The sequence below is a fragment of the Streptomyces sp. NPDC014907 genome (assembly GCF_055562975.1).
Map to the genome: position 1 here is coordinate 319,372 of NZ_JBVHEG010000001.1, position 25,401 is coordinate 344,772.

The 25,401-nt window shown below is 74.2% G+C and carries 21 protein-coding genes; 13 read left to right on the forward strand and 8 right to left on the reverse strand.

Annotation, left to right across the window (positions count from 1 at the left end):
* Positions 1 to 115: 115 nt before the first annotated feature.
* Both meaB and ACZ3IL_RS01390 read right to left on the reverse strand, forming a co-directional pair.
* Complete coding sequence (gene meaB / locus ACZ3IL_RS01385; protein WP_467385523.1) at positions 116 to 1,072, reverse strand: methylmalonyl Co-A mutase-associated GTPase MeaB; 957 nt, start codon at positions 1,070 to 1,072, stop codon at positions 116 to 118.
* Between the two features lie 24 nt (positions 1,073 to 1,096).
* Positions 1,097 to 2,305, reverse strand: a complete 1,209-nt coding sequence (locus ACZ3IL_RS01390) for an acetyl-CoA C-acetyltransferase (RefSeq protein WP_467385524.1) — start codon at positions 2,303 to 2,305, stop codon at positions 1,097 to 1,099.
* A gap of 137 nt (positions 2,306 to 2,442) precedes the next feature.
* On the opposite strand from ACZ3IL_RS01390, the gene mce reads away from it, so the two are divergent.
* The 7 genes from mce to ACZ3IL_RS01425 all read left to right on the forward strand — a co-directional run bounded on the left by mce (position 2,443) and on the right by ACZ3IL_RS01425 (position 12,456).
* Positions 2,443 to 2,895 carry a methylmalonyl-CoA epimerase gene (gene mce, locus ACZ3IL_RS01395; protein ID WP_467385525.1) on the forward strand — a complete coding sequence of 151 codons (453 nt, stop codon included), beginning with the start codon at positions 2,443 to 2,445 and terminating at the stop codon, positions 2,893 to 2,895.
* Positions 2,896 to 3,119: 224 nt separating this feature from the next.
* Complete coding sequence (gene scy / locus ACZ3IL_RS01400) at positions 3,120 to 7,388, forward strand: polarized growth protein Scy (protein ID WP_467385526.1); 4,269 nt, start codon at positions 3,120 to 3,122, stop codon at positions 7,386 to 7,388.
* Between the two features lie 114 nt (positions 7,389 to 7,502).
* Positions 7,503 to 8,438, forward strand: coding sequence for a cellulose-binding protein (locus tag ACZ3IL_RS01405; RefSeq protein WP_467385527.1), 936 nt, complete (start codon positions 7,503 to 7,505; stop codon positions 8,436 to 8,438).
* Positions 8,439 to 8,526: 88 nt separating this feature from the next.
* Positions 8,527 to 9,495, forward strand: a complete 969-nt coding sequence (locus ACZ3IL_RS01410) for an ABC transporter ATP-binding protein (RefSeq protein ID WP_467385528.1) — start codon at positions 8,527 to 8,529, stop codon at positions 9,493 to 9,495.
* 3 nt (positions 9,496 to 9,498) lie between these two features.
* On the forward strand, positions 9,499 to 10,278 hold the full coding sequence (locus tag ACZ3IL_RS01415) for an ABC transporter permease (RefSeq protein WP_467385529.1): 780 nt from the start codon (positions 9,499 to 9,501) through the stop codon (positions 10,276 to 10,278).
* Positions 10,279 to 10,480: 202 nt separating this feature from the next.
* Positions 10,481 to 11,626 (forward strand): ABC transporter ATP-binding protein, encoded by a 1,146-nt coding sequence (locus tag ACZ3IL_RS01420; RefSeq protein WP_467385530.1) that lies wholly within the window; start codon positions 10,481 to 10,483, stop codon positions 11,624 to 11,626.
* Positions 11,623 to 12,456: an ABC transporter permease gene (locus tag ACZ3IL_RS01425; RefSeq protein ID WP_467385531.1), complete on the forward strand. Its 834-nt coding sequence runs from the start codon at positions 11,623 to 11,625 to the stop codon at positions 12,454 to 12,456. The genes ACZ3IL_RS01420 and ACZ3IL_RS01425 overlap by 4 nt, the downstream gene beginning before the upstream one ends.
* Positions 12,457 to 12,465: 9 nt before the next feature.
* On the opposite strand, the gene ACZ3IL_RS01430 is transcribed toward ACZ3IL_RS01425, so the two are convergent.
* Positions 12,466 to 12,792 (reverse strand): ATP/GTP-binding protein, encoded by a 327-nt coding sequence (locus ACZ3IL_RS01430; protein WP_467385532.1) that lies wholly within the window; start codon positions 12,790 to 12,792, stop codon positions 12,466 to 12,468.
* Positions 12,793 to 12,988: 196 nt separating this feature from the next.
* Between ACZ3IL_RS01430 and ACZ3IL_RS01435 the strand changes: the two genes are divergently transcribed.
* The gene (locus ACZ3IL_RS01435; RefSeq protein ID WP_467385533.1) at positions 12,989 to 14,023 is read left to right on the forward strand and encodes an LLM class flavin-dependent oxidoreductase; all 1,035 of its coding nucleotides are present in this window, start codon (positions 12,989 to 12,991) and stop codon (positions 14,021 to 14,023) included.
* A 224-nt stretch (positions 14,024 to 14,247) separates the two neighbouring features.
* On the opposite strand, the gene ACZ3IL_RS01440 is transcribed toward ACZ3IL_RS01435, so the two are convergent.
* Positions 14,248 to 14,640 carry an SCO5389 family protein gene (locus ACZ3IL_RS01440; RefSeq protein ID WP_383177249.1) on the reverse strand — a complete coding sequence of 131 codons (393 nt, stop codon included), beginning with the start codon at positions 14,638 to 14,640 and terminating at the stop codon, positions 14,248 to 14,250.
* Positions 14,641 to 14,890: 250 nt separating this feature from the next.
* Here ACZ3IL_RS01440 and nucS point away from each other — a divergent pair, with 250 nt between their 5' ends.
* Entirely contained in the window at positions 14,891 to 15,562 is a 672-nt protein-coding gene (nucS, locus tag ACZ3IL_RS01445; RefSeq protein WP_467385534.1) for an endonuclease NucS, read from the forward strand.
* A 121-nt stretch (positions 15,563 to 15,683) separates the two neighbouring features.
* On the opposite strand, the gene ACZ3IL_RS01450 is transcribed toward nucS, so the two are convergent.
* From ACZ3IL_RS01450 to ACZ3IL_RS01460, 3 genes are all read right to left on the reverse strand, one after another.
* A complete protein-coding gene (locus ACZ3IL_RS01450; RefSeq protein ID WP_467385535.1) occupies positions 15,684 to 18,302 on the reverse strand; it encodes an ATP-binding protein in 2,619 nt (872 codons plus the stop codon).
* A gap of 253 nt (positions 18,303 to 18,555) precedes the next feature.
* On the reverse strand, positions 18,556 to 18,879 hold the full coding sequence (locus ACZ3IL_RS01455) for an STAS domain-containing protein (RefSeq protein WP_030210572.1): 324 nt from the start codon (positions 18,877 to 18,879) through the stop codon (positions 18,556 to 18,558).
* A gap of 127 nt (positions 18,880 to 19,006) precedes the next feature.
* Positions 19,007 to 19,855, reverse strand: a complete 849-nt coding sequence (locus ACZ3IL_RS01460) for a 3-hydroxyacyl-CoA dehydrogenase family protein (RefSeq protein ID WP_467386756.1) — start codon at positions 19,853 to 19,855, stop codon at positions 19,007 to 19,009.
* A gap of 244 nt (positions 19,856 to 20,099) precedes the next feature.
* On the opposite strand from ACZ3IL_RS01460, the gene ACZ3IL_RS01465 reads away from it, so the two are divergent.
* The gene (locus ACZ3IL_RS01465; RefSeq protein WP_467385536.1) at positions 20,100 to 20,672 is read left to right on the forward strand and encodes a cob(I)yrinic acid a,c-diamide adenosyltransferase; all 573 of its coding nucleotides are present in this window, start codon (positions 20,100 to 20,102) and stop codon (positions 20,670 to 20,672) included.
* Here ACZ3IL_RS01465 and ACZ3IL_RS01470 read toward each other — a convergent pair.
* Entirely contained in the window at positions 20,589 to 21,245 is a 657-nt protein-coding gene (locus ACZ3IL_RS01470) for a hypothetical protein (RefSeq protein WP_467385537.1), read from the reverse strand. The two genes, ACZ3IL_RS01465 and ACZ3IL_RS01470, sit on opposite strands and share 84 nt — an antisense overlap.
* 187 nt (positions 21,246 to 21,432) lie before the next feature.
* Between ACZ3IL_RS01470 and ACZ3IL_RS01475 the strand changes: the two genes are divergently transcribed.
* The 3 genes from ACZ3IL_RS01475 (at position 21,433) to ACZ3IL_RS01485 (ending at position 25,274) form a co-directional block, all read left to right on the forward strand.
* A complete protein-coding gene (locus ACZ3IL_RS01475; RefSeq protein ID WP_467386757.1) occupies positions 21,433 to 22,650 on the forward strand; it encodes a sensor histidine kinase in 1,218 nt (405 codons plus the stop codon).
* Positions 22,647 to 23,300 carry a response regulator gene (locus ACZ3IL_RS01480; protein ID WP_467385538.1) on the forward strand — a complete coding sequence of 218 codons (654 nt, stop codon included), beginning with the start codon at positions 22,647 to 22,649 and terminating at the stop codon, positions 23,298 to 23,300. Before ACZ3IL_RS01475 ends, ACZ3IL_RS01480 begins: the two co-directional genes overlap by 4 nt.
* Before the next feature lie 123 nt (positions 23,301 to 23,423).
* Positions 23,424 to 25,274, forward strand: coding sequence for a glycosyl hydrolase family 18 protein (locus ACZ3IL_RS01485; RefSeq protein ID WP_467385539.1), 1,851 nt, complete (start codon positions 23,424 to 23,426; stop codon positions 25,272 to 25,274).
* Positions 25,275 to 25,401 lie beyond the last annotated feature (127 nt).

Below are 25,401 nucleotides of genomic sequence, written 5' to 3' on the forward strand. Positions count from 1 at the left end.
CCGCCCGGCGGGGGCGCGGGGGGGGGCGGGGCCCCCCCCCCCCGCCCGGGGGGGGGGGGGGGGGCCGGGGCCCCCCCCGGGGGGGGGGCGCCCCCTCCCCCCACACACGGCGCGCTCAGCGGCCCGTCAGGCCCGCGACCAGTTCGTCGGCGGCCGCGTACGGGTCGAGGCCGCCCGCCACGATCCGCTCCGCGAGCGCGTCCAGGCGCCGGTCGCCGCTCAGGTCCCCGATGCGCTCCCGGAGGGCCGTGACCGCGATGGTCTCGACCTCGCGGGCCGCGCGGGCGCGCCGGCGTTCCGCCAGGACCCCGTGCTCCTCCATCCAGGCGCGGTGCTTCTCCAGGGCCTCCACGACCTCGTCGACGCCCTCGCCCCGGGCCGCGACCGTCTTGACGATCGGCGGCCGCCAGTCGCCCGCCGCCCGCGCCTCGCCGAGGCCCAGCATGTGGTTCAGCTCCCGGGCGGTGGCGTCCGCGCCGTCCCGGTCGGCCTTGTTGACCACGTACACGTCGCCGATCTCCAGGATGCCCGCCTTCGCGGCCTGGATGCCGTCGCCCATGCCCGGCGCGAGGAGGACGACGGAGGTGTCCGCCTGGGAGGCGATCTCCACCTCCGACTGCCCGACGCCGACGGTCTCCACGAGGATCACCTCGCAGCCGGCCGCGTCCAGGACGCGGACGGCCTGCGGAGCGGACCAGGCGAGGCCGCCCAGATGGCCCCGGGTGGCCATGGAGCGGATGTAGACGCCCGGGTCGGAGGCGTGCTCCGACATCCGGACCCGGTCGCCGAGCAGCGCTCCCCCGCTGAACGGGGAGGACGGGTCGACGGCCAGGACGCCGACCCGCCTGCCCGCCCGCCGGTAGGCGGAGACGAGCGCGGACGTCGTGGTGGACTTGCCGACGCCGGGCGAGCCCGTCAGGCCCACCACGTACGCGCCGCCGGTGAGCGGCGCGAGCGCCGCCATGACCTCGCGCAGCTGCGGCGACGCCCCCTCCACGAGCGAGATCAGCCGGGCCACGGCGCGCGGCCGGCCCTCCCGTGCCTGGGCGACCAGAGCGGGGACGTCCACCATGTGCGTTGCTCCTTGGGTGCGGTACTACTTGCCGTTGCCGGGGACGCGGACGATCAGCGCGTCGCCCTGGCCGCCGCCGCCGCAGAGGGCCGCCGCGCCGACGCCGCCGCCGCGCCGCTTGAGCTCCAGGGCGAGGTGGAGCACGACGCGGGCGCCGGACATGCCGATCGGGTGGCCGAGCGCGATGGCGCCGCCGTTGACGTTCACCTTGTCGGAGGTGACGCCCAGGTCCTTCATGGACTGGACGGCCACCGCGGCGAAGGCCTCGTTGATCTCGATCAGGTCGAGGTCGTCGACGGTGAGGCCCTCCTTCTTCAGGGCGTGCAGGATGGCGTTGGACGGCTGCGACTGGAGGGAGTTGTCCGGGCCGGCCACGTTGCCGTGGGCGCCGATCTCCGCGATCCACTCCAGGCCCAGCTCCTCGGCCTTGGCCCTGCTCATCACGACGACGGCGGCGGCGCCGTCGGAGATCTGCGAGGAGGTGCCGGCGGTGATGGTGCCGTCCTTGGCGAAGGCGGGACGGAGCCTGCCGAGGGACTCGACGGTGGTCTCCGCGCGGATGCCCTCGTCCTTGGCGAAGATCACCGGGTCGCCCTTGCGCTGCGGGATCTCGACCGGGGTGATCTCGGCCTCGAAGACGCCGTTCTTCTGGGCGGCGGCGGCGCGCTGGTGCGAGAGGGCGGCGACCTCGTCCTGCTCGGGGCGCCCGATGCCCAGGCGGGTGTTGTGCTTCTCGGTGGACTCGCCCATGGCGACGCCCTCGAAGGAGTCGGTGAGACCGTCGTACGCCATGGCGTCGAGCATCTCGATCGCGCCGTACTTGAAGCCCTCGCGGGACTTCGGGAGCAGGTGCGGGGCGTTGGTCATCGACTCCTGGCCGCCGGCGACGACCACGTCGAACTCGCCGGCGCGGATCAGCTGGTCCGCCAGGGCGATGGCGTCGAGGCCGGAGAGGCACACCTTGTTGACGGTGAGGGCCGGGACGTTCATCGGGATGCCCGCCTTGACGGCGGCCTGGCGGGCGGGGATCTGGCCGGCGCCCGCCTGGAGCACCTGGCCCATGATCACGTACTGCACCTGGTCGCCGCCGATGCCGGCCCGGTCGAGGGCGGCCTTGATGGCGAAACCGCCGAGGTCGGCGCCCGAGAAGGACTTGAGCGAGCCGAGCAGGCGACCCATGGGCGTGCGGGCGCCCGCGACGATCACTGAGGTGGTACCGGTCGTTCCAGACATGAGGCACGGCCCCTTGGGATGAGAAGTGAACGAGGGTTTACCGTCAATGTACTGAGGCGCGCGGCGCGCGGTCACCGGCCGGACGGTGTGACGGCGCGCACGTTGCGTCACCACTCCTCCGGGGTTGCACTGGACCCATGCTGACGCGAATCGACCACATCGGAATCGCCTGTTCCAACCTCGACGCCACCGTCGAGTTCTACCGCGCGACCTACGGCTTCGAGGTCTTCCACACCGAGGTCAACGAGGAGCAGGGCGTCCGCGAGGCCATGCTCCGGATCAACGGGACCTCGGACGGCGGAGCCTCCTACCTCCAGCTCCTGGAGCCGACCCGGGAGGACTCGGCCGTGGGCAAGTGGCTCGCCAGGAACGGCGAGGGCGTGCACCACATCGCCTTCGGCACCGCCGACGTCGACGGCGACGCCGACGCCATCCGCGAGAAGGGCGTGCGGGTCCTCTACGACGAGCCCCGCACCGGCTCCATGGGCTCCCGGATCACCTTCCTGCACCCCAAGGACTGCCACGGCGTCCTCACCGAACTGGTCACCTCGGCCGAGCCGTCCGCTGACCACTCCTCAGCGGAGCACTGACCACCGGATTCCCGGCCCGGTAGAGTGGGCGGCTCCGGGCCGGGGCCGGTCGGGGCTGCCCCGCGTGGCACCGAAGTAGGGGTGCCGGGGTCGTCCGATCTGCCACGATTCCCCGGGGGGTCCGTCCTCGTCCGGGGGACGGTGCTCGCAGGAGTGTTGCGACCAGGGTTGGGGTCTCCCCTGCTCGAACGGGTTGAGAGCTCGGGGAAGGATGGGACCGCGCAGTGCGGGGCTACGAACGCCAGGAGAGCCACCGGGCTGAAGACGACCATCTCGCCAGGTTCGAAGCCGAGATGGACCGGCTGAGGACCGAGCGGGAGAAGGCCGTCCAGCACGCCGAGGACCTCGGTTACCAGGTCGAGGTCTTGCGCGCCAAGCTCCACGAGGCGCGGCGCACCATCGCGTCCCGGCCCGCGTACGACAGCGCCGACATCGGCTACCAGGCCGAGCAGATGCTGCGGAACGCGCAGGCGCAGGCCGAACAGCTGCGCCAGGACGCCGAGCGCGAGCTGCGCGAGGCGCGGGCGCAGACCCAGCGCATCCTCCAGGAGCACGCCGAGCACCAGGCGCGGCTCCAGGCCGAGCTGCACAACGAGGCCGTCCAGCGCCGCCAGCAGCTCGACCAGGAGCTGAACGAGCGCCGCCAGACCGTCGAGGCGCACGTCAACGAGAACGTCGCCTGGGCCGAGCAGCTCCGCGCCCGTACGGAGGCGCAGGCCCGCAGGCTGATGGAGGAGTCGCGCGCGGAGGCCGAGCAGGCGCTCGCCACCGCCCGCGCCGAGGCCACCCGGCTCGCGGAGGAGACCAGCCGCCGCGTCGGCGCCGAGGCGGAGGCCGCCCGTGCCGAGGCCGAAGCGATCCTGCTGCGCGCCCGCAAGGACGCCGAACGGCTCCTGAGCACCGCCTCCAGCCAGGCGCAGGAGGCCACCAGCCACGCCGAGCAGCTGCGCTCGTCCACCGCCGCCGAGACCGACCAGGCCCGCCGCCGGGCCACCGAGCTGTCCCGCGCCGCCGAGCAGCGCATGCAGGAGGCGGAGGAGCGGCTCCGGCTCGCCCGCGCCGAGGCCGAGAAGGCCCTCGCCGAGGCCAAGGAGGCCGCCGCCCGGCAGCTCGCCTCCGCCGAGTCGGTCAACGAGCAGCGCACCCGGACCGCGAAGACGGAGATCGCCCGGCTCGTCGGCGAGGCCACCAAGGACGCCGAGGCGCTCAGGGCCGAGGCCGAGGAGAAGCTGCGCGAGGCGACCGCCCAGGCCGAGAAGCTGGTCACGGAGGCCTCCGAGAAGGCCCGTACGGCCGCCGCCGAGGACTCCGCCGCCGCGCTCGCCAAGGCCGCCCGCAGCGCCGAGGAGATCCTCACCAAGGCGTCCGAGGACGCCCGGGAGACCACCCGCAAGGCGGCCGAGGAGGCCGAGCGGGTGCGCCGCGAGGCCGAGGCCGAGGCGGACCGGCTGCGCGCCCAGGCCGAGGAGCAGGCCGACGAGCTGCTCGGTTCGGCGAAGGACGACACCAAGGAGTACCGCGCCAAGACCGTCGAGCTCCAGGAGGAGGCGCGGCGGCTGCGCGGCGAGGCCGAGCAGCTGCGCGGCGAGGCCATCGACGAGGGCGAGCGCATCCGGGGCGAGGCGCGCCGCGAGGCCCTCCAGCAGATCGAGGAGGCGGCGAAGACCGCCGAGGAGCTGCTGTCCAAGGCCCGTACGGACGCCGAGGAGCTGCGGACGAAGGCCGGCGCGGAGAGCGAGCGGGTCAAGTCCGAGGCGATGGAGCGCGCCCAGACGCTCCGGACCCAGGCCGAGGAGACCCTGGAGCGCACCCGCGCCGAGGCCGAGCGGCTGCGCGCCGAGGCCGAGGAGCAGGCCGAGTCCGTGCGGACGGCCGCCGAGGAGGCCGCGGCGGGGCTGCGCGCGGACGCCGAGCGGGCCGCCGAGGCCCGGCGCGCGGAGGCCGCCGAGGAGCTGGCCCGGCTGCACGCCGAGGCCGACGCGAAGGTCACGGCCGCCGGGGAGGAGCTGACCGACGCGCGGGCCGAGGGCGAGCGCATCCGGCGCGAGGCCGCCGAGGAGACGGAGCGGCTGCGCACCGAGGCCGCCGAGCGCATCCGCACCCTCCGGGAGCAGGCGGAGCAGGAGGCCGAGCGGCTGCGGGCCGAGGCGGCGGCGGACGCGTCCGCCGCGCGCACCGAGGCCGAGACGGCGGCGGTGCGGCTCCGCGAGGAGGCGTCCGGCGAGGCCGAGCGCCTGAGGTCGGAGGCCCAGGAGACGGCCGACCGGATGCGGTCGGAGGCCGCGGCCGCGGCCGAGCGGGTGGCCGCCGAGGCCGCCGAGGCGCTGGCCGCCGCGCAGGAGGAGGCCGTACGGCGCCGCCGGGAGGCCGAGGAGACGCTGGAGTCGGCCCGTTCCGAGGCCGGCCGGGAGCGCGAGCACGCCCGGGTGCGGTCCGAGGAACTGCTCGCCGCCGCCCGCAAGCGGGTCGAGGAGGCGCAGGCCGAGGCGCAGCGGCTGGCCGAGGAGGCGGACGCGCGGGCGGCCGAGGTGGTCGCCGCGGCCGAGCAGACCGCCCAGGAGGTGCGGGAGTCGGTGGCCGGCCTGCGCGAGCAGGCCGAGGAGGAGATCGCCGGGCTGCGGTCGGCGGCCGAGCACGCCGCCGAGCGGGCCCGCACCGAGGCGCGGGAGGAGGCGGACCGGGTCCGCGCCGACGCGTACGAGGAGCGGGAGCGGGCGGCCGAGGACGCGGCCCGTACGCGGACGCGCGCCCAGGAGGAGTCGGAGGCCGCGAAGGCGCTGGCCGAGCGGACGGTCACGGACGCGCTCGCCGAGGCGGAGAAGCTGCGGGCGGACACCGCCGAGTACGCGCAGCGGGTGCGGACCGAGGTGACGGACTCCCTCGCCGCGGCCGAGCAGGACGCCGCCCGTACCCGGGCGGACGCCCGGGACGACGCGAACCGGATTCGTTCGGAGGCCGCGGAGCGGGCGGAGACGGTGGTCGGCGAGGCGCGGGCCGAGGCGGACCGGCTCACCGCCGAGGCGGTCGAGCTGATGGAGGCCGCCGAGCGGGACGCCCTGCGCATCCGCGCCGAGGCCGAGCGGATCAGGGCCGAGGGGGAGGCGCACGCGGAGGCGCTGCGGGCCGCCGCCCTGGCGGACGGCGAGCAGGTCCTCGACGAGGCCCGCAAGGCCGCCGACAAGCGCCGCGGCGACGCCGCCGAACAGGCCGACGCCCTCCTCGCGGAGGCGACCGGCGAAGCCGAACGGCTCACCCGCGAGGCGGTCGAGCTGATGGAGGCCGCCGAGCGGGACGCCCTGCGCATCCGCGCCGAGGCCGAGCAGATCAGGATCGACGGAGAGGCGCACGCCCAGGCGCTGCGGGCCGCCGCCCTGGCGGACGGCGAACAGGTCCTCGACGAGGCCCGCAAGGCCGCCGACAAGCGCCGCGGCGACGCCGCCGAACAGGCCGACGCTCTCCTCGCGGAGGCGACCGGCGAAGCCGAACGGCTCACCCGCGAGGCGGCCGAGCTGGCCGAGTCGGTCGTGGCGGAGGCGCGCGCCGAGGCGGAGGGGACCCTGGGGTCCGCGCGGCGGGACGCGGAGGAGATCCGCGCCGGGTCGGAGCGGGTGCGGGCGGACGCCGAGGCGGCGGCCGAGCGGATGCGCGCGGAGGCCCGCGAGGAGGCGGACCGGGTCCTGGACGAGGCGCGGGAGGCCGGGGCCAAGAAGCGTTCGGACGCGGCCGAGCAGGCGGACCAGCTCGTCGCCAAGGCCCAGGAGGAGGCGCTGCGCGCCACCACGGAGGCCGAGGCGCAGGCGGACCTGATGGTCGGCGCGGCCCGCAAGGAGGCGGAGCGGATCGTCGCCGAGGCGACCGTCGAGGGCAACTCGCTGGTGGAGAAGGCGCGTACGGACGCGGACGAACTGCTGGTCGGGGCGCGCAGCGACGCGACCGCCATAAGGGAGCGGGCCGAGGAGCTGCGGGGCCGGATCGAGGGTGAGATCGAGGAGCTGCACGACCGGGCGCGACGCGAGACGGCCGAGCAGATGAAGACGGCGGGCGAGCGGGTCGACAAGCTGGTGAAGGCGGCGACGGAGCAGCGCGCCGAGGCCGAGGAGAAGGCGAAGGAGCTGGTCTCCGAGGCCAGTTCGGAGGCGAGCAAGGTCCGTATCGCCGCCGTGCGGAAGGCGGAGGCGCTCCTCAAGGAGGCCGAGCAGAAGAAGGCGTCGCTCGTCGCGGAGGCCGAGGGCATCAAGGCCGAGGCCGAGCGGATGCGGGCCGAGGCGGCGGCCGAGGCCGCGGAGACGATCGCGGAGGGCAAGCGCGAGCTGGAGGTCCTGGTGCGCCGGCGCAAGGACATCAACGCCGAGATCTCCCGCGTCCAGGACGTGCTGGAGGCGCTGGAGTCCTTCGAGGCCCCGGGCGGCGCGAAGCCCGCGGGGGCGCCGGGCACCCGGGCGGGGGCTTCGGCGGGTTCCACTCGTACGGGCGGCAAGTCCCAGGACGGCTAGCCACTCAAAAGACTGGACATTCTCCGGGCCAAACCGGCATACGCTCGATGACACGCCGCTTCGGCCCCTAGGATTCCCTCTAACACCTCACCGGTCTCATTCGACAGGAACCCCATGAGCGACACATCCTCCCCCTTCGGCTTCGAGCTCGTGCGGCGCGGTTACGACCGCGGTCAGGTGGACGACCGCATTACCAAGCTCGTGGCCGACCGCGACAGTGCCCTTTCCCGCATCACCTCTCTGGAGAAGCGCATCGAGGAGCTGCACCTCGAGACGCAGAACGCCCAGGCGCAGGTCACCGACGCCGAGCCGTCGTACGCGGGTCTGGGTGCCCGGGTCGAGAAGATCCTCCGGCTCGCCGAGGAGGAGGCCAAGGACCTGCGTGAGGAGGCCCGTCGCGCCGCCGAGCAGCACCGCGAGCTGGCCGAGTCGGCCGCCCAGCAGGTGCGCAACGACGCGGAGTCGTTCGCCGTCGACCGCAAGGCGAAGGCCGAGGACGAGGGTGTCCGGATCGTCGAGAAGGCCCAGGGGGAGGCCAACTCGCTGCGTGCCGAGGCGCAGAAGGACGCGCAGTCGAAGCGCGAGGAGGCGGAGGCCCTCTTCGAGGAGACCCGCGCCAAGGCCGCCCAGGCCGCCGCGGACTTCGAGACCAACCTGGCGAAGCGCCGCGAGCAGTCGGAGCGGGACCTGGCCTCGCGTCAGGCGAAGGCCGAGAAGCGCCTGGCGGAGATCGAGCACCGGGCCGAGCAGCTCCGTCTGGAGGCGGAGAAGCTGCGGACGGACGCGGAGCGCCGCGCCCGCCAGACGGTGGAGACGGCGCAGCGCCAGGCCGAGGACATCGTGGCCGACGCGAACGCCAAGGCCGACCGCATCCGCAGCGAATCGGAGCGCGAGCTGGCGGCCCTGACGAACCGCCGCGACTCCATCAACGCGCAGCTGACCAACGTCCGCGAGATGCTGGCGACGCTGACCGGTGCCGCGGTGGCGGCGGCCGGCTCCCCGGTCGACGACGACCGTCAGACCGGCGTCCCGGCCCAGCAGACGCGGTGACCGCACGCCGGTAGCAGGGGTGCGAAGTTCGTCGAAACCCTCCGTCATTCCGGTGGCGGAGGGTTTCGCGCGCCCGTAGGTTGGACGCATGATCGAGCTTGAGGGCCTGACCAAGCGTTACGGGGCGAAGACCGCGGTCGACCATCTCTCCTTCCAGGTGCGGCCCGGCGTGGTGACCGGCTTCCTCGGACCGAACGGGGCGGGCAAGTCGACGACGATGCGGATGATGCTCGACCTGGACAACCCGACGAGCGGGACGGTCCGGATCGACGGCAGGCACTACCGGGAGCTGGACGAGCCGCTGAAGCACATCGGGGCGCTGCTCGACGCCAAGGCGATGCACGGGGGCCGTTCGGCGTACAACAACCTGCTGTGTCTGGCGCAGTCGAACCGCATCCCCCGGAGCCGGGTGGACGAGGTGCTCGGCCTGGTGGGCCTGACCCCGGTCGCGAAGAAGAAGTCGAAGGGTTTCTCCCTCGGCATGGGGCAGCGGCTCGGCATCGCGGCGGCGCTCCTGGGCGATCCCGAGATCCTGATGTTCGACGAACCCGTCAATGGTCTGGACCCCGAGGGAATTCACTGGATTCGCCATCTGATGAAGGCGCTGGCCGCCGAGGGCCGGACGATCTTCGTTTCCAGTCATCTGATGAGCGAAATGGCGCTGACGGCCGATCACCTGATCGTGATCGGCCAGGGAAAACTGCTGGCCGACACGTCGATGGCGGATTTCATCCAGCAGAATTCGCGGAGTTACGCGCGGCTGCGCTCACCGCAGCGGGAACGGCTGCGGGACGTGCTGCACGCGAACGGCCTCACCGCGGTCGAGGCGGACGACGGCGCCCTGGAGGTGGACGGGGCGGCGACCGAGCGGCTGGGCGAGCTGGCGGCGGAGAACGGGATCGTGCTGCACGAGCTGAGTTCCCAGCGCGCCTCGCTCGAAGAGGCCTTCATGCGGATGACGGCGGGCGCGGTGGAGTACCACGCGCACGGCACCGACGTACACGGCGGCGCGACGGCGCCCGGCCCCCGGTGGGGCACGACCTCCGAGGGAGTCTGAACGATGACAGCGGCATCCGCGGTCCTCCGGTCCGAGTGGACCAAGATCCGGACGGTGGCGTCGACCGTCTGGACGCTGGTGAGCGCCCTGATCGTCACGGTGGCGATGAGCGCGGCCCTGTGCGCGCTCGTGGCGAACACGTTCGACGACATGAGCGAGGCCGAGCGGCTCACCTTCGACCCGACCCTGATCAGCTTCGCGGGGACGTCCCTGGGCCAGCTGGCGATGGTCGTCTTCGGCGTCCTGGTGGTGGGGACCGAGTACTCCTCCGGCATGATCCGCACCTCGCTGGCGGCCGTGCCGCGGCGGACGTCCTTCCTCCTCTCGAAGATCGCGGTGGCGGGGGTGCTGGCGCTGGCCGTGGGTCTGGCGACGAGCTTCCTCTCCTTCTTCCTGGGACAGGCGCTGCTCGGGGAGCACGGGACCACGATCGGCGCGGACAACGTGCTGCGGGCGGTGATCGGCGGCGGGCTCTACATGGGCCTGATCGCGGTCTTCTCGATGGGGGTGACGGCGATGCTGCGCTCCTCGATGCTCTCGCTCGGCATCCTGGTGCCCTTCTTCTTCCTCGTCTCGCAGATCCTGGCGCAGGTGCCGAAGGCCAAGGAGGTGGCGCGGTACTTCCCGGACCAGGCGGGGTCGAAGATCATGCAGGTCGTGCCGGGCGCCATGGGCTCGGACAAGGCGCCGTACGGCCCGTGGGGCGGGCTCGGGATCATGGCGCTCTGGGTGGTCGCGGCGCTCGTCGGCGGCTGCCTGGTGCTGCGGCGGCGGGACGCCTGAGCCCCGCCGCCGGGGAACCGCCGGGGCCGCGGCGGCCGGGCCCCGGCGGTTCCCCGGCGCCCGGGAAGGGGCGGTGCCCGATCCTCCGCGTTTGGCCGGAACCGTCAACGGCTCGATAAGCTCCTAGCTCATACGGGGGGCTCCGGCCGACGGCCGCCACGCCCCGAAGAGGACGCGACCGATCCGTCGATGGGGCTGCAGAATGATCGAGGCAGTCGGCCTGACCAAGCGCTACGGCGCCAAAACGGCCGTGTACAACCTTTCCTTCCAGGTGAGGCCGGGTGTGGTCACCGGCTTCCTGGGGCCCAACGGCTCCGGGAAGTCGACGACGATGCGCATGATCCTCGGGCTCGACCGGCCCTCCGCGGGCCGGGTGACGATCGGCGGGCACCCCTTCCGGCAGTTGCCGAACGCGCCCCGCCAGGTGGGCGCGCTCCTCGACGCCAAGGCGGTGCACGGCGGCCGGAGCGCCCGCAGCCACCTCCTGTCGCTCGCCCAGCTCGCCGGCATCCCGGCGCGGCGGGTCGACGAGGTCCTCGGCGTGGTCGGCCTCCAGGACGTGGCCAGGAAGCGGTCCAGCGGCTTCTCCCTCGGCATGGGGCAGCGGCTCGGCATCGCGGCGGCGCTCCTGGGCGACCCGCAGGTGCTGCTCTTCGACGAGCCCGTCAACGGTCTGGACCCCGAGGGCATCCTCTGGGTGCGGAACCTGATGAAGAAGCTGGCCTCGGAGGGCCGGACGGTCTTCGTCTCCAGCCACCTCATGAGCGAGATGGCGCTGACGGCCGACCACCTGATCGTGATCGGCCGGGGGCAGCTGCTCTCGGACATGAGCGTCAAGGACTTCATCTCGGCGAACTCCGCCGACTTCGCGCGGGTGCGGACCCCGGCGGCCGAGCCGGCCCACCGGGAGAAGCTGACGGCGGTCCTGACGGAGGCCGGCGGGCAGGTGCTCTCCGAGCCCGACGGGGCGCTGCGGGTCACGGGCCTGCCGCTGTCCAGGATCAGCGACCTGGCGCACGACGCGGACGTACGGCTCTGGGAGCTGTCCCCGCACCAGGCGTCCCTGGAGGAGGCGTACATGCGGATGACGCAGGGCGCCGTGGACTACCGCTCCACCGACGACCGGCTCGCGCACCTCCAGCCGCCGCTCCAGCCCGGACAGCCGGGGTACGGGGTGCCGCCGCGGCCGGTGGTCCAGGACGTGCCGCAGCAGGGGTGGTACGCCCCGCCGCCGCCCGGCCAGAACCCGTACGCCACCGCGCCGGGGGCCCCCGCGCCGGGCGCTCCTCCCCTGCCGGGTCCCCCGCCGACCTCCCAGCCGAGCGACACCACCGAGGACGCCCGATGACCGCCCCCGCGCACCACCACGCCCCGGCACCGCACTCCTACGTCTCCCCCATCCCGGTCCGCCGGGCGCACCTCGGGGACGCCCTGGCCTCCGAGTGGACGAAGATCCGCTCGGTGCGCTCGACGATGTGGACGCTCGGCGTCATGATCCTGCTGATGGTGGCCATCGGCCTGGGCGTGGCGGCCCTCGCCTCGACGGCCGAGGCGTCGATGGGCGAGGAGACGGCGCTCGCCTTCGGTTTCTTCGGGATGCTGCCGGCCTCGATCTGCGTGATCACGCTCGGGGTGCTCACGGTCGCCTCCGAGTACGGCACGGGCATGATCCGCACGACCCTGACGGCCTGCCCGAGCCGGGCGCGGGTGCTGACGGCGAAGGCGATCGTCTTCTTCCTGCTGGTCTTCACGGTCACCGCGGTGGTCGCGTCGCTGGTCTCGCTGGCGCAGGTCTCGATCGTGGACGCGGCGGTGCCGTCGGCCGGGGACTGGCTGCGCGCGACGGTCGGGGCGAGCGCCTATCTGGCCCTGCTCGGTCTGGTGTCGCTGGCGGTCGGCACGATCGTCCGGCACTCGGCGGGCGCGATCACCGTGATGATCGGGGTGCTGCTCCTGCCGCTGGTGGCCGCGATGTTCATGTTCTCCGAGACGCTGGAGTCGGTGCAGCAGTGGCTGTTCACGTACGCCATCCCCTCGCAGATGATCGCGCTGTACAGCGAGGAGCCGCCGTTCGGCACGGGCGGTCCGGCGGGCTGGGAGCCGCTGCTGATCATGGCCGGCTGCGCCGCGGCCGCCCTGGGCGGCGCCTACGCGCTGCTGAACAGCCGGGACGTGTAGGCCCGGCCCTCAGTACCTCGGCGCGTTGCGGGACCGCTGCACCCGGCTGGTGCGGCGGTCCTTCGCGTTCCAGCACGCCTTGTGCCAGTGGCGCCGGTCGTCCACTCCCCCGTACTCCGGCCAGGCGACCACGTGCGGGGCGCCGGACGGGATCTCCTGGTCGCAGCCGGGGCAGCGGTAGCGCTTGCCGGGAGCGGCGGCGCCGGCGACGAGGCGGACGTACCACTCCTCGTCCTGCCAGGTCTCGGTGCGCTGCACTCCGCCGTACCGGCTGCCGGGGTCGTCCTGGAGGGCGGACTTCTCGCGACCGCGGGAGCGGTTGTGGCGCGGGGACACGGGCACACCTCACGGGGCTCGGAGCACGTACGGTTCTCTCCAGCCTACGGGCCGCGACGGGGTGCCCCGGGCCCGTGAGCGGGGGCTTAGCCGAAAATCGCAAGAACTTCATGAACGGCCGTTGCCTTTGGCACGTGTCAGGCGTTGTTGCCGGTGCGGGGGGAGATACGCGTCGGCCGCGAGGAGGCAGAAGGCGATGCGCGTGGGTACGTTCGTTCTGGCCGCACAGTTCCCGGGACAGGGGCAGGGAGAGGCGCTGCACCGGGCGGTGCGGACCGCCGAGGTCGCCGAGGAGGCGGGGCTCGACTCGGTCTGGCTGGCCGAGCACCACTTCGTGCCGTACGGGGTCTGCCCCTCGGCCGTGACGCTGGCCGCCCTGCTCCTGGGCCGCACCCGGCGGCTGCGGGTGGGCACCGCGGTGAGCGTGCTCCCGACCGTCCACCCGGTCGCGCTGGGCGAGCAGGCGGCGCTGCTGCACCTCACCTCCGGCGGCAGGTTCACCCTCGGGGTGGGCCGGGGCGGCCCGTGGGTGGACCTGGAGGTGTTCGGGTCCGGCCTGGAGGCGTACGAGAAGGGCTTCCCCGAATCGCTCGACCTGCTGCTGCGCTGGCTCACCGAGCCGCGCGTGGGCGCCGGGGGCGAGAGGTTCGCCTTCCGCGAGGTGGCGGTGGTGCCCCGGCCCGGCGAGCTGATCGGCGGGGAGCCGGGCCCGGAGGTGGTGGTGGCGTGCACCTCGCCGAAGAGCGTGCGGCTGGCCGCGGAGCGCGGGCTGCCGATGCTCCTGGGGATGCACTGCGGCGACGAGGAGAAGGCCGAGGCGGTCGGGGCGTGGGCGCGCTGGGCCCGGGAGTCCGGACGGAATCCGGACGAGGTCGCGCGGATCGGCTCCCTGCACGTGTCGGCGGGGGTGGCCCAGCTCGCGGACCGGCGCGAGGACGCGGCCGAGGCGCTGGTGAAGGCGATGCCCGGCTGGCTGCGGCAGGGGCTCGACGCGCACGTGACGGTGGACGGCCGGCACCGGACCATGCGGGACCCCGTGGCGTACACGGAGCTGCTGTGCGGTCTGCACCCGGTGGGCACGCCCCGGCTCGCGGCGGACCGGCTCGCGGCGACGGCGGAGCGTACGGGCATCACGCGCTTCGCCCTGCTCGCGGAGGGTTCGGGCGATCTCGCGGCGACCGAGGAGAACGTCCGGCGGCTCGGCGCGGAGGTCCTGCCGCTCCTGGCCTGAGGCCCCGGAGCGGGGCCCGGTCCGGCGGCTCCCGACCCGGCGGGGGCGACTCCCGGCCCGGCGGGTGCGGGGCACGGCCCGGCGGGGGCGACTCCCGGCCCGGCGGGTGCGGGGCCCGGTGTTCCCCGCGGGACTGTGCTGCCGCTCCGGCGTCCCGCCGTACCGGTGCGCGTCGACACGCACCGGCCGCGTTCTCCCACGACGGGGAGCGGCAGCACCATGTCTCAGCAGTCGCGCAGTTCCGGCGACTGGTTCAGGAGCTGCCCCCGCACGGACGTGAAACGGGCGAGCCGGTCGTCCACCGCCGGGTCCAGCGGGAAGACCGCCACCCGGTGGCAGTTCTGGAAGGCGAGACGCACCCCGAAGTGCCGCTGCAGGGCGCCACGAATGGCATCGCTCGCGAGGGCTCGCAGCAGCTGACCGCGTGCCTGTTCGTTCGGCGGCGGCGTCTGGTTGTCGGCGAACTCTCCGCCGTCGACCTTCAGCTGGGCCACCAGAGAACTGATCATCTCCCACGCGTAGGGCAGGGAGGTCCGGACGCAGTCGACGAAGTCGGCTTCGTCGACCTCGCCTCGCTCGGCCTGTTCCAACAGGGCCGGTGAGACGTCGAGCGACATGGGTTCTCCTCTCGCGACCCCGCGGACGGGGTCTTGCGGGCAGGGCCGAAGGCCGGTCCGCCCGCCACGCAGCGTGCACGGACGGCGACCTCCGGCTTCCACGGTAAGCGCGCAGTGCTGGCCGCACCAGAAGATGGAGGACACAACCGGCTGATAACCGACGGGTGTTCGGCTCATCAAGATCCCTCGCCGGTGCCCGGCCGGTGCCCGGATCGCGCGGAAGAGCACCCGTCTTGTAGCGTTGCCGACCATGCGTCTCGTCATCGCCCGTTGCTCCGTGGACTACGCGGGCCGGCTCACGGCCCACCTGCCCTCCGCACCCCGTCTGATCCTGGTCAAGGCAGACGGCAGCGTCTCCGTCCACGCGGACGACCGGGCGTACAAACCGCTCAACTGGATGTCCCCGCCGTGCACCCTGAAGGAGGGCACGGGCGACGACGCGGGCGTCTGGACCGTGATCAACAAAGCGGGCGAGAAACTGATCATCACGATGGAGGAGATCCTCCACGACTCCTCGCACGAACTGGGCGTGGACCCGGGACTCATCAAGGACGGCGTGGAGGCCCACCTCCAGGAACTGCTCGCCGACCGCATCGAGACCCTGGGCGGCGGCTACACCCTGATCCGCCGCGAGTACCCGACCGCGATCGGCCCCGTGGACATCCTGTGCCGGGACGCGGACGGCGCGACGGTCGCGGTGGAGATCAAGCGCCGGGGCGAGATCGACGGCGTCGAGCAGCTGACCCGCTACCTGGACCTGCTCAACCGCGATCCGCACCTGGCTCCGGTGCGGGGCGTCTTCGCGGCGCAGGAGATCAAGCCGCAGGCGCGGGTCCTCGCGACGGACCGCGGGATCGGCTGCGTGGTCCTCGACTACGACGCGCTGCGCGGCATCGAGGACGACAAGCTGCGCCTGTTCTGAGGCGGGTTCCGGACGACGGGACTCTCCGGCACGTTCCGGACGCGGTACGGAGGAAGGGGGCGGCCCCGGACGCGGTGAACGCGTCCGGGGCCGCCCCCTTCGCCCGTGTGCCGGGCGGGGGTCAGACGGGCGGCTCCGGGGCGGTGGTGGTGGTGCCGGGGCGGTCGCCGAGGGGGGCGGAGGCGGAGTTGCTGGGGCTGCCCTCTTCGGTGCCGGGCGAGGTGGGCGTCGGCGAGGTCGGCGTCGGGGAGGTGGGCGCCGGGGTCGTGGACGGGCTCGCCGGGGGCCCCGACGTCGTCGAGGAGGGCGACGTCGGGGTCGTCCTCGTCGGACGCGGGCCGCCGGTCGTGGCGGAAGGCGTCGCGGACGCCGTCGGCCGCGCCGTCCCGGTCGGGGACGTCGTCGGCGCCGGGCCGTCCGGGGACCCCGAGGGCGAGGGCGTGCCGGTGGTGGCGCCGGGGCTCGTGGAGGAGGACGGGGAGGGGCCCCCGGAACCGGAGGGGGCCGGGGAGCCGGTGCCGGTGGGGCCGTTCGTCCTCCCCGGCTCCCCCGTCCCGTCGTCCGCGGGCGTCTCCCCGGCGTCCGTGCCGTCGTCGCCGTTGCCGTCCTCGGTGGCCGTGCTGTCGGAGGTGACGCGCTGGGGGGCCGGGTGCTCGCCGTCGCCGGAGGTGGCGCCGAGGGTCACGACGGTGCCGAGGACGACGAGGAGGAGCGCGCCCGCGCCGACGGCCGCGAGGTTGCGGCGGGCGACGTCGAGGATGCCGGCGCCGGGTCCGGGGCGCCCGGGGCCCCCGGCGGTGCCGGAGGGCTTGACGGGCGCCGGGCCCTCGCCGGCGAAGCCGGGGAACGCGGCGACCGCGGTCCGGTCCGGCGTCCGTACGGGCCCGCCGGGCAGCGGGGCCGTGACCGGCTCGGGGGCCGGGCGGACGGCCGGGGTGCCGCGCGGCGGGGAGACGAACTCCTCGGGGCGGAGGACGGCCGGGGCGGGGTGGTCGCCGGAGAGGTCGGCGACGAGGGCGAGGGCCCGGCGGCCGGCGACGGTGCCGCGCCGGTCGGCGAGCGCCCCGCGCATGCCGATGGAGGCCTCCAGTTCGGCGCGGGCCCGCTCCAGGTTGCCCACGCAGATGGCGAGGACGCCGAGTTCGTGGTGGAAGTAGGCCTCCTCGGCGACGTCGCCGGTGAGCCGGGCGGCCTCCTGCCCGGCGCGCAGGGTCCGCTCCCAGGCGCCCCAGTGGCCCCCGGCGGCGAAGGCGGGGGCGGCGGCGCGGGCGAGGAGGACGGCGGTGGCCCGGTGCTCGGCGGCGGACTCGCCCGCGCCGCCGGAGACGAGGGCGGTCAGGGCGGCGAGCACGGCGTCGGACTCGGAGGCGGCCCGCTCGGGGGTGACGGAGGGGTGGGCGGCCCACCAGGCGTAGTGCCGGGCGACGGTGTGGGCGCGGTCGGCGGCCCCCTCGTCGTACCCGTGGGCGAGGAGCTGGGTGAGGACCCCGGCGGCGAGCCGGTGGCGGGGGCCGGCCGGGGAGAGCAGTCCGCAGGCCAGGAGTTCGCCGAGGGCCGTGTCGGCGTGGGTGTCGCCGGTCAGGGCCGGCAGGTGGGCCTGGTGCGGGACCTCGCCGCCGAGGGCGACGGCGAAGCGCAGGGCGGTCTGGGCGGAGCGGCTGAGCCGGGAGGCGAGGAGGGCGGCGGGGGCGGCGCCCTCGCCGAGGGTGGGCAGGGGTATCTCGCGCAGTTCGACGTCGGGGTCGGCGGTGCCGTCGAAGGCCGCGGCCGCGGCGGCGGCCGCCGCGTCGGGACCGGTGGGCCCGAAGGCCTCCTCCAGGGCGCCGAAGGCGTCGAACTCGGCGGGGGTGACGCGCAGCCGGTCGCGCTGGCGGAGCAGCGCCCCGGCCTGGACGAAGCGGAGCGGCAGGCCCTCGGACTCGAACCAGAGGTCGCCGGCCCAGTTGGCCTCCTCGTCGGTGAGGGTGCGGCCGGCGGCGCTCTCCAGGAGCTTCAGGGCGGCGGCGCGGCCGAGGCCGGCGAGCAGGACCTCTTCGATGAGGGTGCCGGGCGAGGGGGTGGGCGTGCCGGGCTCGGCGGCGAGGAGGAAGGCGCACTCGGGGGCGGCGGCGAGGAACTCGTCCAGGGCGGCGCCGCCGAACTCCAGGTCGTCCACGACGACCACGGCGCCGACGTCGCGGAGCCGGTCGAGGAGTTCGGCCCGGTCGGGCCGCCGGCCCGGGGCGTGCCGTACGGCGGTGAAGAGCTCGTGGAGGAGGTCGGTGGGGGTGCGGTGGCGGCCGGAGAGGCGGACGACGCCGTCGGGGGCGAGGTCCGCGCAGTCGGCGGCGACCGCGTCGAGGAGCGTGGTGCGGCCGGAGCCGGGGACGCCGAGCAGCCGGGCGGAACGGCCGCGTCCGAGGATCGCGGTGAGCCGTTCGCGCTCCTCCTGGCGTTCGAGGAGCGGCAGGGCGGGGGCCGCAGGTCCGGGCGGGGAGGGCGGGGCGGCGGCGCGGACGGCCTCGGCGCGCTCTTCGGCGGTGCGGGGGCGGAGGGCCCCGGGGTCCCGGCCGGGCGGGCAGGCCTCGATCTCGCTGCCGTCGACGGGGTTGACGGTGAGGAGGAGGCCGCCGGAGACGAGCCGGACGACACGGGCACGCGCGGGAGCGGGAACGGGAGCGGGTGCGCCACGGCCCTGGCGGGCCTCCTCGCCCTCGGTGTCGTGACCGTACTCCTCCGACCCACGGTTGATCGGGTCCATGGTCCTAGCCCCCAAGAAGCGGTGTGCGGGGCCCGCCGGGTGGGTTTCCGTCGATGGGCGGGCCGACCGAACCCTAGACCGTGGCCGGACGGCCGGGAACAGCCGGGGTGCTCCCGAGACCAAGACGTCATGGTCTTGTGAGGATCGGGCGTGACGCCCGGTTCGCGCGGTCGCTCCCGGGAACGGCGTGCGGGATGGGTCCCGGCGGGGTCCCGGCCGCCGGCCGGTGCGGCCGGAGCGGGGCCGGGCGGGCTCAGACCCGGGGCAGGGACTCCAGGGCGAGGCCGCCCTCGATGGCGAGGATGCGGTGCAGCCTGGTGGCGACGAGGAGGCGCTGCATCTGGGGCGGCACCCCGCGCAGCACCAGGCGCCGGCCGCAGCGGCCGGCCCTCCGGTGGGCGCCCATGATGACGCCGAGTCCGGTGGCGTCCCAGGAGTCCAGACCGGTCAGGTCGAGCACCAGGTCGCCGACCCCGTCGTCGACGGCCGAGTGCAGGACCGTACGGGCGTCCGCCGCGCTGCGGACGTCGAGGCGGCCCCCGACGACCAGCTCGACATGATCGCCCCTGATGTGCATATGCGCTCCCCGAGAGTGCTCCGTCTTCGCAACAACTGACTGCCGCACCGGCAGAAGCGTTGCGCCTTGTCAGCGAACAGCCGTCGAAATTCACCCCGTGGAGTGAGGGCGGGGTGGGCGGCCGGGCTCAGTACGTGTAGAAGCCCTGCCCGCTCTTGCGGCCGATGTCACCCGCGTCCACCATCCGGCGCATCAGCTCCGGCGGGGCGAACTTCTCGTCCTGGGACTCGGTGTAGATGTTCTGGGCGGCGTTCACCAGGATGTCGATGCCGGTGAGGTCGGCGGTGGCGAGCGGGCCCATGGCGTGGCCGAAGCCGAGCTTGCAGGCGGTGTCGATGTCCTCGGCGGTGGCGACGCCCGACTCCTGGAGCTTGGCGGCCTCGACGACGAGGGCGGCGATGAGCCGGGTGGTGACGAAGCCGGCCACGTCGCGGTTGACGACGATGCAGGTCTTGCCGACGGACTCCGCGAAGGCGCGGGCGGCGGCGAGGGTGGCGTCGGCGGTCTTGTAGCCGCGCACCAGCTCGCAGAGCTGCATCATCGGGACCGGGGAGAAGAAGTGGGTGCCGACGACGGCCTCGGGGCGCTCCGTCACCGCGGCGATCTTGGTGATCGGGATCGCGGAGGTGTTGGAGGCGAGGACGGCGCCGTCCTTGGCGACCTTGTCGAGCGAACGGAAGATCTCGTGCTTGACGTCCAGGTTCTCGAAGACGGCCTCCACGATCACGTCGGCGTCCGCGACGGCGTCGAGCTCGGTGGTGGCGGTGATCCGGCCGAGCGCGGCCCCGGCGTCGGCCGCGTCCATCTTCCCCTTGGCGACGAACTTGTCGTACGACGCCTTGATGCCGTCGGTACCGCGGGCCAGGGCGGCGTCGGTGACGTCACGCAGGACGACGTCCCAGCCCGCCTGCGCCGAAACCTGTGCGATGCCGGACCCCATGAGTCCGGCCCCGATGACGGCGAGCTTCCTGCCCACGATGTTCCACCCCTCCACGCCTGTTCACTTCTGGCTCTCCGGCGGAGATTAGCGGTCCCGGAGCGCCGTGTGACCGCTAAGTAACGCGCGTCACGCCCTCTTTGACGGACGTCACACCGACGACGGGCGGCGGGTGCGCCCGTTCGGGTCCGTACGGCGTGCGCGGGGGCCTCCGCGCCCCGGGACGCCGGGCACCGGCCGGGTGTCCGGCGGGCCGGGACCGGGCAGGCCCTACGCTGGCGGCATGGTCAATCTGACGCGCATCTACACCCGTACCGGCGACAAGGGCACCACCGCGCTGGGCGACATGAGCCGGACCGCCAAGACGGATCTGCGGATCGCGGCCTACGCCGACGCCAACGAGGCCAACGCCGTCATCGGCACCGCGATCGCCCTGGGACAGCTCGACGAGGAGGTCGTGAAGGTCCTCGTCCGCGTCCAGAACGACCTCTTCGACGTGGGCGCGGACCTCTCCACCCCGGTCGTGGAGGACCCGGAGTACCCGCCGCTGCGGGTGGAGCAGTCGTACGTCGACAGGCTGGAGGCCGACTGCGACCGTTTCCTGGAGGAGCTGGAGAAGCTGCGCTCCTTCATCCTGCCGGGCGGCACGCCCGGGGCGGCGCTGCTGCACCAGGCGTGCACGGTGGTGCGGCGGGCGGAGCGCTCGACGTGGGCGGCCCTGGAGGTGCACGGCGGGACGATGAACGCCCTGACCGCCACGTACCTGAACCGCCTATCGGACCTGCTCTTCATCCTCGCGCGGACCGCGAACAAGGCGGTCGGGGACGTGCTCTGGGTGCCGGGAGGGGACCGCTGAGCGGTCCTCCGGGGGTCCGGAGGGGGTCCCGGAGGGGGTCCCGGGGGCCTTCTTCGGCCAGAGGGCGTAGCTGAACGCGATCAGGCCGTGGACGCCGGCCGCCCGCCAGGCGAAGGAGATCCAGTCGTACAGGCTCCCGGTGTTCCCGGCGTCGCCGGCGTACCGGGCCGCCAGGAGCAGCAGGCCCGTGGCGACGGCGGCGGCGACCACCGAGCCGAGCCAGACCGCGCCCTCGTGGCGGGCGCGGGCCATGCCGTACTTCGGCGGCCCGGCGGGCGGCGGGGCGCCGCCGAGGCGGTGGGCGGCGTGGCCGTCGAGCCACTTCACGGTGCGGTGGCCGTGGCCGGCGGTGTAGCCGATGTAGAGCGCGGCGAGGCCGTGGGTCCAGTCGGGGTCGGCGCCGTTCCTCAGGTCGATCGCGGTGACGGCCAGGAGCAGGAACTCCAGGAGCGGTTCGCACAGCAGCAGGGCCATGCCCGTCCGGGGCATCCTCAGCAGGTAGCGGGTGGCGAGGCCGGCGGCCAGCAGGACCCAGAAGCCGACCTCGCAGACGACGATCAGCGTGACGATCACGGGGTTCCCCTTTCGGTTCCCCTCCAGCGTTCCGCGGGGCCGGGCGCGGTGCGTCGTCGCCGGTGAGGAATCGCGCCTACATCGTTCGGCGGAGGGGCGGATCGGCCGGGACGAGGAGGTCCGCGCCCGCGGGGGCGTGTTGGATGGGTACGTGACGCTCCCCCGCCCGGCACGGCCCTCCCGGCCGGTGAAGCCCTCCCGGCCGGCGCCCCGCCGCCCCCGTCCGCACCGCCTCGACCTGTTCATCGCCGGCGGCGGTCTGGCCGGCGGTCTGCTCCTGTGGTCGTTCGGCCTGTTCGTGACGGGGGACCACGTGATCGGGCAGCGCTGGGCGACGCTGGTCCCGCTGACCGTGATGGCCGCGGCGGAGGCGCTGCGCCGTGCCGCTCCGCGGACCGCCCTGGCCGCCGGCACCCTGGCGATCGCCGGGGACCAGCTCACCAACGGCAACCTCTCGACGGTCCTGATGTTCACGGACGTCGTCTACGCGTCGGTGGTGTACGGCACGCCCGCCTCGGCCCGCCGCGTCCCGTACACCACCGGGCTGGTCACCGTCGCGGTCACGGTGGTCCTGCTCGTCTGGCAGCGGAACGCGGTCGCCCTCCTGACCGGCGTGCTCACCGGCATGGTGTCCTTCCTCCCGGCGGTGACCGGCGCGGTGGTGCGGAACCACCGGGAGGAGGCGGAGACGGCCCGGCTGCGCGCGGAGCAGACGGCGCTGCTCGCCGAGGTGGACCGGGCGCAGGCGGTGGCGGCGGAGCGGGCCCGGATGGCGCGGGAGCTGCACGACGTGGTCGCGAACCACCTGTCGGCGATCGCGATCCACTCGACGGCCGCGCTCTCGCTGGACGATCCGGGGACGACCCGGCGGGCGCTCGCGGTCATCCGGGAGAACAGCGTGGAGGGCCTGGCGGAGATGCGGCGGCTGATCGGGCTCCTGCGGACCGGCGGGGCGGACGCGGAGCCGGCCGCCGTGCCCCGTCTCGCCGGGCTCGACGCGCTGATCGCCCAGGCGCGGGCGAACGGCGGTCCGGGTGGGCTCGTCTTCGTCCTGGACGACGCCCGGGAGGCGCCGGACGGGCTGCCGGCGCCGGTGGAGCTGGCCGCGTACCGGATCGTGCAGGAGTGCCTGACGAACGCGGTGAAGCACGCCGCCCCCGGCGAGGTGAGGGTCGTCCTCGGGAGTCCGGCGGGGGCGCTGTCCGTCCGCGTCACCAGCCCGTACGGGGAGCGTCCCGGTCCGACCGCGCCGGGCTCGGGCGCCGGTCTGGTGGGGATGCGGGAGCGGGCGGCGCTGCTCGGCGGGACCTTCGAGGCGGGTGTGGTGACGGACGGCGCGGGACGGAGACTGTGGCGGGTGCGGGCGGAGCTGCCCGTGGACGTGAGCGGTGGGGAGCGGGCATGACGGTGCGGGTGGTGGTCGCCGAGGACCAGAGCGCGGTGCGGGCGGGCCTGGTGCTGATCCTGGGCAGCGCGCCGGACATCGAGGTGGTGGGCGAGGCGGCCGACGGGGAGCGGGCGGTGGAGCTGGCGCGCGAGCTGCGTCCGGACCTGGTCCTGATGGACGTGCAGATGCCCCGGATGGACGGGGTGACGGCGACCGGGATCGTGGTGGCGGAGGGGCTGGCGGACGTGCTCGTCCTGACCACCTTCGATCTCGACGCCCATGTCTTCGGGGCGCTGCGGGCGGGTGCGGCGGGCTTCCTCCTGAAGGACGCGGAGGCCCGGGAGCTGATCGCGGCGGTGCGGACGGTGGCGCGCGGCGAGGGGCTGATCGACCCGGCGGTGACCCGGCGGCTGATCGCGGAGTTCGCCGCGTCCGGACGGCCCTCCCCGCGGGGGCGGGGGGCGGACCCGGCCGTCCTGGACGCGCTGACGCCCCGGGAGCGGGAGGTGCTCTCGTCGCTCGGCCGGGGGTTGTCGAACGCGGAGGTCGCGGTACGGCTCGACATGGCGGAGGCGACGGTGAAGACGCACGTCAGCAAGGTGCTGGGGAAGCTGGGGCTGCGGAGCCGGGTGCAGGCGGCGGTGCTGGCGCGGGAGTTGGGCGTCTAGGAGGAGTGCGCCGACGTTGGTCTGGACCTCTTGACGATTGGTCCAGACCTTCCTACGCTCGCGGGGCGCGCGCATCTCCACGGACCCACCCCCACTTCCCCGTCCGCACCTTGAGGAGCACCGTTGAGCACTCAAGCACCGTCGCGCAGATCAGGATTCAGACACCGGACCGCCGCCGGACTGACCGCCCTGATCCTGCCGCTGGCCGCCATGGTCGGCCTCGCCTCCCCCGCCGAAGCGGCCACCTCGGTGACCGCCACCTACACCAAGACCCAGGACTGGGGCTCCGGCTTCGGAGCCAGCTGGACCATCAAGAACACCGGCACCACCACCATCAACTCCTGGACCGTCGAGTGGGACTACCCCGCCGGCACCTCCGTCACCTCCGCGTGGGACGCCACGGTGACCAGCTCCGGGAACCACTGGACCGCCAAGAACGTCGGCTGGAACGGCACCCTCGCCCCCGGCGCCTCCCTCTCCTTCGGCTACAACGGCGCCGGCTCCGGCGCCCCCACCGGCTGCAAGATCAACGGAGCCGCCTGCGACGGCTCCACCCAGCCGGAGCCCGGTGACAAGGCGCCCTCCGCCCCCGGCACCCCGGTCGCCTCCAACGTCACCGACACGTCGGTGAAGCTCACCTGGACCGCGGCCACCGACGACAAGGGCGTCAAGAACTACGACGTGCTGCGCGACGGCACGAAGGTCGCCACCACCACGGGCCTGACCCACACCGACACGGGCCTGTCCGCCGGCACCGACTACAGCTACACGGTCGTCGCCCGCGACACCGCAGACCAGACCGGCCCCGCCGCCGGCCCGGTCGCCGTCCGCACCACCGGCGGCGGGACGAACCCGCCCCCGAAGGCCGTGAAGCTGGGCTACTTCACCAACTGGGGCGTCTACGGGCGCAACTACCACGTGAAGAACATCGTGACCTCGGGCTCCGCGTCCAAGATCACCCACATCAACTACGCCTTCGGCAACGTGCAGGGCGGCAAGTGCACCATCGGCGACGCCTACGCCGACTACGACAAGGCCTACACCGCCGACCAGTCCGTCGACGGCGTCGCCGACACCTGGGACCAGCCGCTGCGCGGCAACTTCAACCAGCTCCGCAAGCTGAAGAAGGCCTACCCGAACATCAAGGTCCTGTGGTCCTTCGGCGGCTGGACCTGGTCCGGCGGCTTCGGCCAGGCCGTGCAGAACCCGGCCGCGTTCGCCCAGTCCTGCTACGACCTGGTCGAGGACCCGCGCTGGGCCGACGTCTTCGACGGCATCGACCTGGACTGGGAGTACCCCAACGCCTGCGGCCTGACCTGCGACACCAGCGGCCCCGCGTCCTTCAAGAACATGATGCAGGCCATGCGCGCCAAGTTCGGCCCGAACAACCTGATCACCGCGGCCGTCACGGCCGACGCCTCCTCCGGCGGCAAGATCGACGCCGCCGACTACGGCGGCGCCGCGCCGTACTACGACTGGCTCAACGTCATGACGTACGACTTCTTCGGCGCCTGGGAGGCCAAGGGCCCGACGGCCCCGCACTCCCCGCTCACCTCGTACGCCGGCATCCCGCAGCAGGGCTTCAACTCCGCCGAGGCGATCGCCAAGTTCAAGGCGAAGGGCGTGCCGGCCGACAAGCTGCTGCTCGGCATCGGCTTCTACGGACGCGGCTGGACCGGCGTCACCCAGTCCGCCCCGGGCGGCACGGCGACGGGCGCGGCACCCGGCACGTACGAGGCGGGCATCGAGGACTACAAGGTCCTCAAGAACTCCTGCCCCGCCACCGGCACGATCGCGGGCACGGCGTACGCCCACTGCGGCACCAACTGGTGGAGCTACGACACCCCGGCCACGGTCACGTCCAAGATGAACTGGGCGAAGAACCAGGGCCTGGGCGGCGCGTTCTTCTGGGAGTTCAGCGGTGACACCACCAACGGCGAGCTGGTCGGCGCGATCAACAGCGGCCTGAGCTAGCCCGTACGACAGGGACGAGGGGCGGGGGGGGGGGCCCCCCCCCCGCCCCCCCCCCCCGCCCGGGCCCCCCGGGGCCCCCCCCCCCCCCCCGCGGGGGGGGGGGCGCCCCCCCCGTGACCCCCCCCCC